The organism is Mesorhizobium sp. M1428 (assembly GCF_040317515.1).
GTDB lineage: Bacteria > Pseudomonadota > Alphaproteobacteria > Rhizobiales > Rhizobiaceae > Mesorhizobium.
In genome coordinates, this window is sequence record NZ_JAMYKT010000004.1 from 136,825 (window position 1) to 150,691 (window position 13,867).

General features: G+C 63.2%; 14 protein-coding genes. 11 read left to right on the plus strand and 3 right to left on the minus strand.

Annotated elements, in window-relative coordinates:
• Window positions 1-14 precede the first annotated feature (14 nt).
• Window positions 15-782, plus strand: coding sequence for a class II aldolase and adducin N-terminal domain-containing protein (locus tag NKG60_RS07760; RefSeq protein ID WP_352663694.1), 768 nt, complete (start codon window positions 15-17; stop codon window positions 780-782).
• Between the two features lie 22 nt (window positions 783-804).
• On the opposite strand, the gene NKG60_RS07765 is transcribed toward NKG60_RS07760, so the two are convergent.
• Window positions 805-1,437, minus strand: a complete 633-nt coding sequence (locus tag NKG60_RS07765; protein WP_352663692.1) for an HAD family hydrolase — start codon at window positions 1,435-1,437, stop codon at window positions 805-807.
• Between the two features lie 361 nt (window positions 1,438-1,798).
• On the opposite strand from NKG60_RS07765, the gene NKG60_RS07770 reads away from it, so the two are divergent.
• Window positions 1,799-2,758, plus strand: a complete 960-nt coding sequence (locus NKG60_RS07770) for a sugar-binding transcriptional regulator (RefSeq protein WP_352862939.1) — start codon at window positions 1,799-1,801, stop codon at window positions 2,756-2,758.
• Window positions 2,759-2,832: 74 nt separating this feature from the next.
• Here NKG60_RS07770 and NKG60_RS07775 read toward each other — a convergent pair whose 3' ends face one another.
• A complete protein-coding gene (locus NKG60_RS07775; RefSeq protein WP_352663688.1) occupies window positions 2,833-3,018 on the minus strand; it encodes a hypothetical protein in 186 nt (61 codons plus the stop codon).
• Between the two features lie 110 nt (window positions 3,019-3,128).
• On the opposite strand from NKG60_RS07775, the gene gcvA reads away from it, so the two are divergent.
• The 9 genes from gcvA to NKG60_RS07820 all read left to right on the plus strand — a co-directional run bounded on the left by gcvA (window position 3,129) and on the right by NKG60_RS07820 (window position 13,049).
• The gene (gene gcvA, locus NKG60_RS07780; protein WP_352663686.1) at window positions 3,129-4,040 is read left to right on the plus strand and encodes a transcriptional regulator GcvA; all 912 of its coding nucleotides are present in this window, start codon (window positions 3,129-3,131) and stop codon (window positions 4,038-4,040) included.
• Between the two features lie 213 nt (window positions 4,041-4,253).
• The gene (locus NKG60_RS07785) at window positions 4,254-5,564 is read left to right on the plus strand and encodes an ABC transporter substrate-binding protein (protein WP_352663684.1); all 1,311 of its coding nucleotides are present in this window, start codon (window positions 4,254-4,256) and stop codon (window positions 5,562-5,564) included.
• 120 nt (window positions 5,565-5,684) lie between these two features.
• Window positions 5,685-6,557, plus strand: coding sequence for a carbohydrate ABC transporter permease (locus NKG60_RS07790; RefSeq protein ID WP_352663682.1), 873 nt, complete (start codon window positions 5,685-5,687; stop codon window positions 6,555-6,557).
• A gap of 11 nt (window positions 6,558-6,568) precedes the next feature.
• The gene (locus NKG60_RS07795) at window positions 6,569-7,393 is read left to right on the plus strand and encodes a carbohydrate ABC transporter permease (protein ID WP_352862940.1); all 825 of its coding nucleotides are present in this window, start codon (window positions 6,569-6,571) and stop codon (window positions 7,391-7,393) included.
• Between the two features lie 51 nt (window positions 7,394-7,444).
• The gene (locus tag NKG60_RS07800) at window positions 7,445-8,449 is read left to right on the plus strand and encodes an ABC transporter ATP-binding protein (RefSeq protein WP_352663678.1); all 1,005 of its coding nucleotides are present in this window, start codon (window positions 7,445-7,447) and stop codon (window positions 8,447-8,449) included.
• The gene (locus tag NKG60_RS07805; protein WP_352974735.1) at window positions 8,446-9,216 is read left to right on the plus strand and encodes an L-iditol 2-dehydrogenase; all 771 of its coding nucleotides are present in this window, start codon (window positions 8,446-8,448) and stop codon (window positions 9,214-9,216) included. The genes NKG60_RS07800 and NKG60_RS07805 overlap by 4 nt, the downstream gene beginning before the upstream one ends.
• A gap of 72 nt (window positions 9,217-9,288) precedes the next feature.
• Window positions 9,289-10,767, plus strand: coding sequence for a mannitol dehydrogenase family protein (locus tag NKG60_RS07810; RefSeq protein ID WP_352663674.1), 1,479 nt, complete (start codon window positions 9,289-9,291; stop codon window positions 10,765-10,767).
• 15 nt (window positions 10,768-10,782) lie between these two features.
• Window positions 10,783-11,466 carry an HAD family hydrolase gene (locus NKG60_RS07815; RefSeq protein ID WP_352663672.1) on the plus strand — a complete coding sequence of 228 codons (684 nt, stop codon included), beginning with the start codon at window positions 10,783-10,785 and terminating at the stop codon, window positions 11,464-11,466.
• Window positions 11,463-13,049, plus strand: a complete 1,587-nt coding sequence (locus NKG60_RS07820) for an FGGY-family carbohydrate kinase (protein WP_352663670.1) — start codon at window positions 11,463-11,465, stop codon at window positions 13,047-13,049. Before NKG60_RS07815 ends, NKG60_RS07820 begins: the two co-directional genes overlap by 4 nt.
• A 21-nt stretch (window positions 13,050-13,070) precedes the next feature.
• Here the strand turns inward: NKG60_RS07820 and NKG60_RS07825 are convergent, their stop codons facing one another.
• On the minus strand, window positions 13,071-13,652 hold the full coding sequence (locus NKG60_RS07825) for a histidine phosphatase family protein (RefSeq protein ID WP_352663947.1): 582 nt from the start codon (window positions 13,650-13,652) through the stop codon (window positions 13,071-13,073).
• Window positions 13,653-13,867: the final 215 nt, after the last annotated feature.

Genomic DNA, 13,867 nt, shown 5'->3' on the forward strand with positions numbered 1-13,867 from the left:
CACGGAGGTTTACGATGAGCATCACGCGCCTGCAGAAGGAAGTGCTGACCAACCTGCCGTTCTATGAGGAGCGCGTCGATCTGGCTTGCGCCTTCCGCTGGACAGCGCGGCTCAACATGCACGAAGCGGTGGCCAATCATTTCTCGCTGGCCGTCAACGACGACGGCTCGCAATTCCTGATGAATCCCAACCAGGTGCATTTCTCGCGCATCAAGGCGAGCGACCTGTTGCTGATCGACGCCAATGATCCTGACACGCTGGTCGGCCCGAATGCGCCCGACCCGACGGCGTGGGGCCTGCACGGCGCCATCCATCGCAACGTCGGTCACGCGCGCTGCGTCATGCATGTCCACTCGATCCACGCCACCGTGCTTGCTTCGCTTGCCGACTCGACGCTGCCGCCGATCGACCAGAACTCGGCGATCTTCTTCAACCGCCATGTCGTCGACGCTCACTATGGCGGGCTGGCCTTCGAGGAAGAGGGCGAGCGCTGCTCGCAGCTTCTTGTCGACCCGAAGGTCAAGGTGATGGTGATGGGCAACCATGGCGTGCTGGTCATCGGCGACAGCGTCGCCGATACCTTCAACCGCATGTTCTATTTCGAGCGCGCCGCCGAAACCTATATCAAGGCGCTGTGGACCGGCCGGCCGCTGCGGGTACTGTCGGATGAGATCGCCGAAAAGGCGGCAAGGGAACAGGAAGACTATCCCGGCCAGGCCGAGCGCCACCTCTCCGAACTGAAGGAGATCCTCGACGAGCAGGAGCCTGCCTACCGGAATTGAGTGCGGTCCAGCCGGGCCTGGCCTAAAGCCCGAGTTCGGCCCGCAACTGGTCGGCGGTGTTGACGACAATCGCGCCCGGCGGCCCCTCCATGGGCACCTCTGGCCAGAAGATCGTCTTCATTCCAGCTGCCAGCCCCGCCGTGGCGCCGGTCACGCTGTCGTCGACCGCCACGGCCCCAGCGGGATCGACGTCGGCCAACCAGGCGGCGCGCAGGAAAGGTTCGGCATGCGGCTTGCCTTCGCGCACGTCGTTGCGGCTGATGGTCTTCATGCCGGGGTAGAAAAGGCCGACGGCGCGCAGATTGGCGTCGACGATCAGCCTGTCCGAGTTGGACACCACCGCTTGCGGCACGCCAAGCGCGCGCAGCTCATTGAAAATCTCGATCGCGCCGGTGCGTGGCATCAGCGTTTCGGCCATCGGCAGATAGTGATCGTATTTGCGCACGATCCAGTCGTCGAAAGGCAGGTCGAGGCCGAACTCGTCGCGCAGCATTTCGTAGACCGGCCATGCGGCGATGCCGAGCACCCGCTCGTGCAAGTTGGCCGGCGGTGCGATGCCGACGCTGTGCAGCGCCGCAATCAGCGCTGCCTCGTGCAGCGGCTCGCTGTCGACCAGCGTGCCGTCCATATCCCAGAAAACCGCTTTCGGCGTCATGCAAGGCTCCATTCACAAAAAATCCCTTAAAGCGTTTAGCGCGGGAGATAAACCGCCGCGTCCCCGCTAATGCATGTCGCGCAAAAATGTGCAGCGGTTTTGCGATGACGACATGCATAAAAAAGAACCTAAAGCGCGTCACATGAGGCCGATCGAACGCGACGCGCTTTAGAACCGAGATTGGTACGACCTCGACAGCCTTGCAGTTGCAACGAGCTGGCTCGACCCCCTCACTTCGCTGCAAACACCAAGTTTCAGCCCTAAGCAATTGCTCTTGCAATAGGCAATTGCGCGCAAGTTCATTCCCTGCGAAACTACGGCGCTCCGCCTCATATGCTCGGCGGGGCTGGGAGGCACGGACTTGAATTCGCGGCAGGATAGCGGCGGCAACAGGCTGGACGACGCGGCGCGCGCCGGCTGGCTCTATTACGTTGCCGGCAACACCCAGGACCAGATCGCCGCCACGCTTGGCATCTCGCGGCAGACGGCGCAGCGGCTGGTGTCGCTCGCAGTCTCCGAAGGGCTGATCAAGGTGCGCGTCGACCATCCGATCGCCAATTGCCTCGACCTTGCGGCACGGCTGAAATCGCGCTTTGCGCTTGATCTGGTCGAGGTGGTACCGAGCGATCCCGCTTCCTCCTCCACCGTCATCGGCGTTGCCGAGGCGGCGGCGGCCGAGATCGAACGGCGGCTGCGGTCGCCGACGCCGATTGTCATGGCGATCGGCACCGGCCGCACGCTGAAGGCCGCGATCGAGCAGCTGCCGCCGATGGAATGCCCGCAGCACAAGGTGGTATCGCTGACCGGCAACATCTCGCCGGACGGCTCGGCCGCCTTCTACAACGTCATCTTCACCATGGCCGACAGGGTCAAGGCGCGCTCGTTTCCGATGCCTTTGCCGGTCATCGCCTCCTCGCCGGAGGAGCGCGAGATGCTGCTCAGCCAGCCGATGATCCAGCCGACGCTGGCGCTCGCGGCCGAGGCCGACGTCACCTTTGTCGGCATCGGCGATCTCGGCCCGAAGGCGCCGCTTTACGAGGACGGCTTCATTTCGGAGGGTGAATTAAAGGCGCTGCAGAAGGCCGGCGGCGTCGCCGAGATCGTCGGCTGGGTATTCGATCGCGACGGCCGCATGATCGACGGCATCACCAACGACCGGGTGTCGTCGGCGCCGCTGCCGTCGCGCGAAAAGTCGCTGGTGATCGCGCTTGCCATGGGCGACCGCAAGCTGCCGGGCATCTTCGCCGCCGTCAACCGGCGGCTGGTCAACGGCCTCATCACCGATGAGCGGACCGCCGCCGCCTTGCTGGCGGGCGCATGATCTCCGAGCCGCTGGCGGTCGGAAACGATCATGTGAAATCGAAACGCATCTGAACCCCGATAAAACGAGCGACATTACTGGTGCCGGCCGCAAGGATCGTTGCCGTCGAGGAAGCCCATGTCGCGCTGCAGATGCGGCGGCAGTTCCCGGACGTCGAGATAGGCCCGTTTCCGCGCCGCGTGCCCTGCCAATCCCCGCGCCAGCCGTGAAAACCAGCCATGGGCTGGAGCAAGAAGCAGCTTTTCCTGTATCGTGGTCATGATCGTCAGCCTTCACTATCTCTAGGCGTAATTGATCTTCAATACGGAATATCGGTAGGACCGGCCGGTGCCGCCAATCAAACGTCGATCACTGCCCATAAGGAGGGCTTATGCCGGAGCTCAATTCACGACAGCTGATTTCGCAGCTTCCTCCGCTTCAGGCGATCCGGGTGTTCGAGGCGGTGGCGCGGCATCTCTCGTTCACCAAGGCCGCCCAGGAGCTTGGCATGACGCAGGCGGCGGCAAGCTATCAGATCAAGCTTCTGGAGGAGCGCATCGGCGCGCCCTTGTTCCTGCGCCAACCAAAACAGATCGTTCTGACCGAACCCGGCCAGCGCCTGGCACCTGCGGTCAGCGAAGCGTTCGCGCTGTTGAGCGGCGCCTATGCCGCCGCGCGCACCGGCGCAGACGGCGTGCTTTGCGTTTCGACGCTGCTGACCTTTGCCTCCAATTGGCTGGCGCAGCATCTCGGTTCGTTCCAGGTCGCGCATCCGTCGCTGGCGGTGCGCGTCGATACCTCGAACAGGGTTGTCGACTTTGCCAGAGAGGATATCGACATCGCCATCCGCTCCGGCGGCGGCAACTGGCCGGGCGTCGAGACCCATATGCTTTTCAGGGCCGATTTCACGCCCGTTCTTAGTCCAAAGCTCGCGGCAAGCATCGGCGGCGTCAAGGAGCCGGCCGACCTGCTGCGGCTGCCGATCCTCGACCCCGGCGACATCTGGTGGCGGGACTGGTTCGCCGCCGCCGGCCTGCCGGTCGAGGAGCTGGCCAAGCGCCCCGGCACCAGCATGGGCGCACAGGCCTATGAGGCCAATGCCGCGATTGCCGGCCACGGCGTGGCGATCGTTACCAAGGCGCTGTTCAAGACCGAACTTGCCGACGGCCGCCTGATCCAGCCCTTTGATCTGGTTGGTGACGACGGCCATGCCTATTGGCTGGTCTATCCGACGGCGCGGCGCAACGTGCCGAAGATCCGCGCCTTCCGCGATTGGATCCTGAGCGAGATCGCTTGCCAATAGGCTGAATCCCAGCAAGCCCGATAGCAAAGCTCCGGACCCAATCAGCCCGGCCGAATCCTTCATCAGACATGCCGCAAACGTCCCAGGCTTGTCGCTGCACCAGACCGGCGTGCTGCGCTGCAGCAACGAATCCGTCTTGACATAATTCAGCGCGAGTGAGTAATTGCTCACAGCCAAGGCAAATGCTCATCTTGGTTTATGGGAGGAATTTTGATGAAACTTCGCACGTTCACCCTAGGCCTGTTCTCGGCCAGCGCCCTCGCGTTCGCCGCGCATGCCGAATCCATCACCATCGCCACCGTCAACAATGCCGACATGATCCGGATGCAGACGCTGACGGACGACTTCAGCAAGGCGAACCCCGACATCACGCTGAATTGGGTCACGCTGGAAGAGAACGTGCTGCGCGAGCGCGTCACTACCGACATAGCCACCAAGGGCGGCCAGTATGACGTGATGACCATCGGCACCTATGAAGTTCCGATCTGGGCCAAGCAGAACTGGCTGCTGCCGCTCGACAAGCTCGGCGACGATTACGACGCCAAGGACATCCTGCCGGCCATCGCCGGCGGTCTGTCGGTCGACGGCAAGCTCTACGCAGCGCCCTTCTACGGCGAAAGCTCCTTCGTCATGTACCGCAAGGACCTGATGGATAAGGCCGGGCTGAAGATGCCCGACGCACCGACCTGGGACTTCATCAAGCAGGCCGCCGACAAGATGACCGACCGAGCCAGTGGCGTGAACGGCGTCTGCCTGCGCGGCAAGGCCGGCTGGGGTGAGAACATGGCTTTCCTGACCGCCATGTCGAACTCCTTCGGCGCACGCTGGTTCGACGAGAACTGGAAGCCGCAGTTCGACCAGCCCGAATGGAAGAGCACGCTGCAATTCTATGTCGACCTGATGAAGGCCGACGGCCCCGAGGGTGCCTCGTCCAACGGCTTCAACGAAAACCTGGCGCTATTCCAGCAAGGCAAGTGCGGCATGTGGATCGATGCCACGGTCGCGGCATCCATGGTCTCCGACCCGAAGAGCTCGAAGGTCGCCGACAAGGTTGGCTATGCGCTGGCGCCTGACAATGGCCTCGGCAAGCGCGGCAACTGGCTGTGGGCCTGGTCGCTGGCTGTTCCGGCCGGTACGCAGAAGACCGACGCGGCCGAGAAGTTCGTGGCCTGGGCAACCAGCAAGCATTACTCCGAGCTCGTCGCCTCCAAGCTAGGCTGGGCCAGCGCTCCTCCGGGCACGCGCACCTCGCTCTACGCCAATGCCGAGTACCAGAAGGCGGCGCCCTTCGCCAAGATGACGCTGGACTCCATCAACGCCGCCGATCCGACGCATCCGACGGTCAAGCCGGTGCCTTATGTCGGCGTCCAGTTCGTCGCCATTCCCGAGTTCCAGGGTCTCGGCACCACCGTCGGTCAGCTCTTCTCGGCGGCACTCGCCGGCCAGTCGAGCGTCGACGATGCCTTGAAGCAGGCCCAGGACGCCGCCACCGCGACGATGACCGAGGGCGGTTATATCAAGTAGGCTCCTCCCGGTGCCGAATGCCGGTCGTCGATCATGACCGGCAACGGCCGCCCGAATTCCCAGTTCGGGCGGCCAGCTTCTTACCGCCGAAAACTTGGCTGACCTCGAAGGGTGACCGTCATGGCTACTCAGCAGACCCGTTCGCTTGCCCGTTTCATGATGGCGCCATCCGTGGTGCTGCTCTTCGTCTGGATGATTGTCCCGCTGGTCATCACCATCTGGTTCTCCTTCCAGCAATACAACCCGCTCAATCCCGTCCGCGACGGCTTCGTCGGCTTTTCGAATTACGCGCTTTTCTACTCCAACCCGGCATTCCTGCAGTCGATCCTCAACACGCTTGTCCTTGTCGGCAGCGTGCTTTTGATCACGGTGATCGGCGGCATCATGCTGGCGCTGCTGATCGACCAGCCGATGTGGGGACAGGGCATCGTACGCATCCTCGTCATCTCGCCGTTCTTCGTCATGCCGCCGGTGGCGGCACTGGTCTGGAAGAACATGATCATGCATCCGCAATACGGCGTGTTTGCCGATATTGCGCGCTTCTTCGGCATGCAGCCGATCGACTGGTTCGGGCAGCATCCGATGACGGCGATCATCATCATCGTCGCATGGCAGTGGCTGCCGTTTGCAACACTGATCCTTTTGACGTCCCTTCAGTCGCTCGACGGCGAGCAGAAGGAAGCCGCCGAGATGGACGGCGCCGGCTTCGTCAGCCGCTTCATCTATTTGACTCTGCCGCACATGTCGCGCGCCATCACCGTCGTCATTCTGATCCAGACGATTTTCCTGTTGTCGGTCTATGCCGAAATCCTGGTCACCACCAATGGCGGCCCCGGCTACGCCTCCACCAACCTGCCCTTCCTCGTCTACCAGAAGGCGTTGCTGGAGTTCAAAATCGGCCAGGCATCCGCCGGCGGTGTCATTGCCGTCATTCTCGCCAACATCGTCGCCTTCTTCGCCATGCGCGCGGTCGGCAAGAACCTGGACAAATAAGGGAGGATAAGATGGCACGTGCAGTCACCACCCAGCACAAGACGATCGCGACCGCGGCCGCCTGGATCGTCGCGCTGCTGATCTTCTTCCCGATCCTCTATACGATCATCACCTCGTTCAAGTCGGAGCAGGAGGCTATCCAGGGCTTCAACCTGTTCCCGTCGGGAACCACGGAGAGCTATTCCGAGGTCCAGGCGCAGAACGGCTATTTCAAATTCTTCCTGAACTCGGTGTTCCTGTCGGTCGGCTCGACCATCCTGGCTCTGCTTGTCGCCATACCGGCGGCATGGTCGATGGCGTTTTCGCCAGGCAAATGGACCAAGGACATCCTAATGTGGATGCTTTCTACCAAGATGATGCCGGCCGTCGCCGTGCTGTTCCCGATCTATCTGATCTTTCGCGACACCGGTCTGCTCGACAGCCGCATCGGCCTGATGGTCATGCTGATGCTGATCAACCTGCCGATCGTGATCTGGATGCTCTACACTTATTTCCGCGAGATCCCGGGCGAGATCCTGGAAGCGGCGCGCATGGACGGCGCGTCGCTGTGGAACGAGATCATCTACGTGCTGACGCCGATGGCGGTGCCCGGCATCGCCTCGACCATGCTGCTCAACATCATCCTCGCCTGGAACGAGGCGTTCTGGACAATCCGGCTGACCACCACCGAGGCCGCGCCGCTCACCGCTTTCATCAGCTCCTTCTCCAGCCCGCAGGGGCTGTTCTGGGCCAAGCTTTCGGCCGCCTCGACGCTGGCGATCGCGCCGATCCTGATCATGGGCTGGTTCAGCCAGAAGCAGCTGGTCCGCGGCCTGACATTTGGGGCAGTAAAGTAACGGAAACTGCCTGACGCAAAACGACGAAATAGCCCTTCGGGGGAGGAAACCATGGGAAACATCACGCTCAAGAACGTCTCCAAATCCTTCGGGGCGACATCCATCATTCCCGGCCTCGACCTGGTCATCGAGAACGGCGAGTTCGTCGTCTTCGTCGGCCCGTCAGGCTGCGGCAAGTCAACGCTGTTGCGTCTGATCGCTGGCCTGGAGGATACCAGCGGCGGCACCATCAACATCGATGGCCGCGACGTCACCGGCGAGGCACCGGCCAAGCGCAAGCTGGCCATGGTGTTCCAGTCCTATGCGCTCTACCCGCACATGACGGTGGCCAAGAACATCGCTTTCCCGCTGAAGATGGCGGGCGAGGACAAAGCCACCATCGACAAGAAGGTGAAGGACGCCGCGCGGATTTTGAACCTCACCAACTACCTAGACCGCCGCCCCGGCCAGCTCTCCGGCGGCCAGCGGCAGCGCGTCGCCATCGGCCGCGCCATCGTGCGCCAGCCATCGGCCTTCCTGTTCGACGAACCGTTGTCCAATCTCGACGCGGCGCTGCGCGGCACCATGCGGCTGGAGATCAGCGAGCTGCATCATCAGCTCAAGACCACCATGGTCTACGTCACCCACGACCAGATCGAGGCGATGACCATGGCCGACAAGATCGTCGTGCTCAATGCCGGCAATATCGAGCAGGTCGGCTCGCCGATGGAGCTCTACAAGATGCCGAAGAACCTGTTCGTCGCCGGTTTCATAGGTTCGCCGAAGATGAACCTGATCGAAGGCGCGCCGGCCGCCAAATATGGCGCCAACACAGTCGGCATCCGCCCGGAGCATATGAACATTTCGAAGACGTCAGGCGACTGGAAGGCGACGGTCGGCGTTGCCGAGCATCTCGGCTCCGACACGTTCTTGCACGTCCAGGCGGATGGCGTCGGGCCGCTGACGGTGCGCGCCGACGGCGAATTGCCCGTCCATCACGGCGACACGATCTACCTGACGCCGGACAAGACCAAGCTGCATCGTTTCGGCGCTGACGGGAAGGCGATGCTGCAATGAGACTCCGGGGTAAATCGGCGCTGATTACCGGATCGGCGCGCGGCATCGGCAGGGCGTTTGCCGAAACCTATGTGCGCGAAGGGGCGACGGTCGCGATTGGCGACATCAATCTCGAAGCCGCCGAGAAGACGGCTTCGGAAATCGGCGGCAACGCCTACGCGGTGAAGCTGGACGTCACCGATCTCGCGTCGATCGATGCGGCCGTCAAGGCGGTCGAAGCCAGGGCCGGCGGCCTCGATATCTTGATCAACAACGCTGCCTTGTTCGACCTGGCGCCGATCGTCGAGATCACCAAGACAAGCTACGACAAATTGTTTTCGGTCAACGTCGCCGGCACGCTGTTTACGCTGCAGGCCGCCGCCCGTTCGATGATTGCCCGCGGCAAGGGCGGCAAGATCATCAACATGGCAAGCCAGGCCGGGCGCCGCGGCGAGGCGCTGGTCGCCGTCTACTGCGCCACCAAGGCGGCGGTCATTTCCTTGACCCAGTCGGCAGGGCTCGATCTGATCAAGCACCGCATCAACGTCAATGCCATCGCCCCGGGTGTCGTCGACGGCGAGCACTGGGACCATGTCGATGCCTTGTTCGCCAAGTTCGAGAACCGGCCGAGGGGCGAGAAGAAGAGGCTGGTCGGCGAAGCGGTGCCTTATAGCCGCATGGGCACGGCGCAAGACCTCACCGGCATGGCGGTGTTCCTGGCCAGCGACGAGGCCGACTACATCGTCGCCCAGACCTATAATGTCGATGGCGGCCAGTGGATGAGTTGAGGGGGCGAAGGCGCTCTTCTCCCCGTCTCCTCCACGGGGAGAAGAGCCGTCCTGCCAAAAGGGTAAAAGCAGATGACCGTGAAACTCTCTTCTTCCAACCTCGCCAACCTGCCGCCCAAAGTCGCCGGCCCGAAATATGATCGCGCCGCGCTCAAGGCCGGCATCGTGCATTTCGGCGTCGGCAATTTCCATCGTTCACACCAGGCCGTCTATCTTGACGACCTGTTCAATTCGGGCGTCGGCCACGACTGGGCAATCGTCGGCGCCGGCGTCTTCGAGGGCGAGAAGGTCGGCCGCGGCAAGTTGCAGGAGCAGGACTGGCTGACCACCGTGGTCGAGCAGGACAGCGGCCATATGAGCGCGCGCGTCACCGGCGTCATGATCGATTTCCTCATGCCGGGCGACGCGGCCGCAATCGTCGAGCAGCTTGCCGATCCGGCGATCAAGATCGTTTCCCTGACCATCACCGAGGGTGGCTATTTCATCGATCCGGCTTCCGGCGTCTTCAATCCGACACATCCCGACATCATTGCCGACGCGCAACCCGGGGCGACACCGAAGACCGTTTTTGGGCTCATCCTCGCTGGGCTGGTGCGCCGCCGCGCCGACGGCATCGTGCCCTTCACAATCATGTCCTGCGACAACATCCCCCATAACGGCCACGTCACCTCGGATGGCGTCATCGGCCTTGCCCGGCTGATCGACGAAGGTTTGGCAAACTGGGTGAGCGAGAACGTTGCCTTTCCCAATGGCATGGTCGACCGCATCACGCCGGCCACCACCGACCGCGAGCGCGGCATTCTCTCCAGCGAGTTCGGCCTCGACGACAATTGGCCGGTGTTTTGCGAACCGTTCAAGCAATGGGTGCTGGAGGACCGTTTCACCGACGGAAGGCCGCCGCTGGAAAAGGTCGGCGTGCAGTTCGTCAGCGATGTCGCGCCCTATGAGCTGATGAAGATCCGCATCCTCAATGGCGGCCACGCGACCATCGCCTATCCGGCCGGGCTGATGGACATCCATTTCGTCCATGAGGCAATGCAGGAGCCGCTGGTACGCGGCTTCCTCGACAAGCTCGAGCATGACGAAATCATCCCGACCGTGCCGCCGGTTCCGGACACCGACCTCGAAGATTACTACCAGCTTATCGAGCACCGCTTCTCCAATCCGAAGATCGGCGACACCATACGCCGGCTTTGCCTCGACGGCTCCAACCGCCAGCCGAAATTCATCATTCCGACCATCGCCGACCGGCTGAAGGCTGGCAAAAGCGTCACCGGCCTGGCGCTGGAATCTGCGCTCTGGTGTCGCTACTGCTTCGGCACGACGGATTCCGGTGCCGTCACCGAGCCCAACGACCCGAACTGGGGCCGGCTGCAGGCGACGGCCAAGGCGGCCAGGGACATGCCTGCCGCCTGGCTTGCCATGGAAGACATCTATGGCGATGTCGGCCGCTCGCGGCCGTTCGCCGAAGCGTTCGCCCATGCGCTCAAATCGCTGTGGGCGGACGGCGCGCGCGCGACACTGACGCGCTATCTCGCCGGCGACCTCTGAAGCCGATCCAGCGCGATGACGCCTGAACTGGTCATTTTCGACTGTGACGGCGTGCTGGTGGATAGCGAGATGCTGTCGGTCTCGGCATTGCTGGAGATGATCGCGCTTGCCGGCGGCAACGTCAGCGAGGACATTGCCTACGAGCACTTCCTCGGCAAGAGCATGAAGAGCGTCCGCGAAATCCTCGCAAGCGACTTCGGGCTCGATCTCACCGACCAGCATCTGACCGAGATGCGCTCCGAACTGATGCGCAAGTTTCGCCAGGAGCTGAAACCGATGCCAGGCATCGCACAGGTCCTGCCGACGCTCGGCGTGCCGTGCTGCGTCGCCTCCTCCGGCACGCTGGAGCGGATCCGCTATGCGCTCCAGGTCACGGGGTTGCTTGGGCTGCTGGAGCCGCATTTGTTCAGCGCAGCCATGGTGGCGCGGGGCAAACCGGCGCCCGATCTCTTTCTCCATGCAGCCGATAAAATGAGAGCAGCCCCGCGAAACTGCCTCGTCGTCGAGGACAGCCCGGCCGGCATCGAAGCGGCGCGGGCGGCCGGCATGCGCGTCCTTGCCTTCACCGGCGGCTCGCACACCGGCAACCCGGCATTGAAAGCGCGGCTTGCGTCAAGTGAGCCGGACTTTATATTCGCTGACATGCTGCAATTGCCCGATCTGATTGCAGGCCTGGGAGCGAGAGCAAGAACACCTTGACCAACAGTTTCGTTTGCGCGGTCGATGTCGGCACCGGAAGCGCCCGTGCCGGCATTCTCGACACCGGTGGCGCCTTGCTCGGCCGCGCCGAGCACCCGATCGCCATGCAACAGCCGAAGGCCGACCATGCCGAGCACGATTCGCAGGATATCTGGTCGGCAGTGTGCATGGCCGTGCGCGCTGCCCGCGAAAAGGCCGGCGTGAAGGCTGAGGATATCGTCGGCATCTCTTTTGACGCCACCTGCTCGCTGGTGGTGCGGGACCGGCATGGCGGCCAGCTCAGCGTGTCCGTCACTGGCGAAAGGCGCTGGGACACCATCGTCTGGCTCGACCATCGTGCCATTGCCGAGGCCGACGAATGCACCGAAAGCGGCCATGCCGTGCTCGACTATATCGGCGGCGTCATGTCGCCGGAAATGGAGACGCCCAAGCTGATGTGGCTGAAGCGCAACCTACCCGGAACATGGAACGAAGCCGGCTACCTATTCGACCTCACCGACTTCCTCACTTGGAAGGCGACCGGCTCTCTCGCCCGTTCACAATGCACGCTGACCGCCAAATGGACCTATCTGGCCCATGAAGAGACCGGCTGGCGGCGCGACTTCTTCGAAGCCGTGGGGCTCGGCGACCTTTTCGAGCACGGCAATCTGCCGGGAAAGGCAAGCCCGGTCGGCGCCGATATCGGTCCGCTTGGCGCACAAGCCGCGGCGGAGCTTGGCCTCACCGAAAAATGCCGGGTCGGCGCCGGCGTCATCGATGCCTATGCCGGCGCGCTTGGCGTGCTCGGCGGCTTCGCCGGTGACGCGAAGGACATCGGCCGCCATCTGGCCCTGATCGCCGGCACCTCGAGTTGCGTCATGGCGATGTCGCCCGACCCACAGCCTTTCGCCGGTGTCTGGGGGCCGTATTATGGCGCCGCCCTTCCCGGTCTGTGGCTGTCAGAAGGCGGCCAGTCGGCCACCGGCGCGCTGCTCGATCACATCATCCGCTGGCACGGCGCCGGCGGCGAACCGGATGCCGCCATGCATGCCAGGATCGCCCGCCGCGTCGCCGAGCTGCGCGCCGCCGAGGGCGGCAACCTCGCCGCCAGGCTGCACGTGCTGCCCGATTTTCACGGCAACCGTTCGCCGCTCGCCGACCCGCATGCCGTCGGCGTCATCAGCGGGCTGACGCTGGATTCCTCCTTCGACAGCCTGTGCAAGCTCTACTGGCGCACCGCCGTCAGCATCGCGCTTGGCGTCCGCCATGTGCTGGAAGCGCTGAACGAAAACGGCTATCTGATCGACACGCTGCACGTCACCGGCGGCCACACCAAGAACCCGCTATTGATGGAACTCTATGCCGACGCCACCGGCTGCACAGTGGTCGAGCCGCTGGCGGATGAAGCGGTGCTGCTCGGCACCGGCATGATTGCGGCCACCGCGGCCCGACTTTTTCCCGATTTGAACGCCGCCTGCGTCGCCATGCAGCAAGGCGGCAGGACGCGCGAGCCCAATCCGGCTGCCGCCGGCCGGTTCGACCGCGACTATCGCGTGTTTCTCGAAATGCATCGGCAAAGGCACGCGCTGGACGCGATCCGATAGGGCCGAACGGCCTCGAGACAGCTATCTCTGGTTCCAGCGCCGGACTACCGGTTCGTCAAAATCGTGCTCGTAGCCGAGCACGCTTATGCTGGCGGTGTCCAGAACGAAAAGCGCGCCACCTTGCGGCGGCAGGCCGAGCCAGCGTGCGGCCAGCACCCGCAGGAAATGCGAGCTTGAGAAGACCAGGACGTTGCTGCCGGCCTCGCGCAACTGGCTGACGATCCGGTCCGCCCTCGAGCCGACATCCGCGGCCGACTCGCCACGCGGGCAGCCGTCGCGAAAGAGCCGCCAGCCGGGACGCTCGGCGAGGATTTGCTTGGTGGTCAATCCCTCATAGGCACCATAATCCCACTCCGCCAGATCGTCATTCTTCACGCCGGACGAGCCGAAGCCGGCCAGCGCACAGGTGTTGAAGGCGCGCTGCGACGGGCTTGACCACACCGCCGAGAAGGACAGGCCCTTGAGCCGGTCGACGAGTTGCCTCGCCGCGTCCTCGCCGGCCGGCGTCAGCGGTATGTCGGTCCGGCCGGTATGTTTTCCGGACGCGCTCCATTCCGTCTCGCCATGCCGAACCAGATAGATTTCGGGAAACGCGCTCATCAGGGTGCCTTTTCAAATGAATCCGCCGTGACCATAGCGGCTTCCATAGCCTCTCCAATAGCGTGCGTTGAGCAGACTGGCTTAACCCTTCCGCAAGTCAGCCTCTTGCCACCAGTGCCCATTTGATAGACAAACCCGTCGTAATGCGGAATCCGGCCGATCTTGGCCATTTTCCGCGCTGAGACGCGGCTTCCGGCTCTTGCCGACGTGCCGCAATC

Coding starts and splice junctions, on each gene's coding strand:
- NKG60_RS07760 (WP_352663694.1), top strand. CDS start 15: ATGAGCATCACGCGCCTGCAGAAGGAAGTGCTGACCAACCTGCCGTTC.
- NKG60_RS07765 (WP_352663692.1), bottom strand. CDS start 1,437: ATGACGCCGAAAGCGGTTTTCTGGGATATGGACGGCACGCTGGTCGAC.
- NKG60_RS07775 (WP_352663688.1), bottom strand. CDS start 3,018: ATGACCACGATACAGGAAAAGCTGCTTCTTGCTCCAGCCCATGGCTGG.
- gcvA (WP_352663686.1), top strand. CDS start 3,129: ATGCCGGAGCTCAATTCACGACAGCTGATTTCGCAGCTTCCTCCGCTT.
- NKG60_RS07785 (WP_352663684.1), top strand. CDS start 4,254: ATGAAACTTCGCACGTTCACCCTAGGCCTGTTCTCGGCCAGCGCCCTC.
- NKG60_RS07790 (WP_352663682.1), top strand. CDS start 5,685: ATGGCTACTCAGCAGACCCGTTCGCTTGCCCGTTTCATGATGGCGCCA.
- NKG60_RS07795 (WP_352862940.1), top strand. CDS start 6,569: ATGGCACGTGCAGTCACCACCCAGCACAAGACGATCGCGACCGCGGCC.
- NKG60_RS07800 (WP_352663678.1), top strand. CDS start 7,445: ATGGGAAACATCACGCTCAAGAACGTCTCCAAATCCTTCGGGGCGACA.
- NKG60_RS07805 (WP_352974735.1), top strand. CDS start 8,446: ATGAGACTCCGGGGTAAATCGGCGCTGATTACCGGATCGGCGCGCGGC.
- NKG60_RS07810 (WP_352663674.1), top strand. CDS start 9,289: ATGACCGTGAAACTCTCTTCTTCCAACCTCGCCAACCTGCCGCCCAAA.
- NKG60_RS07815 (WP_352663672.1), top strand. CDS start 10,783: ATGACGCCTGAACTGGTCATTTTCGACTGTGACGGCGTGCTGGTGGAT.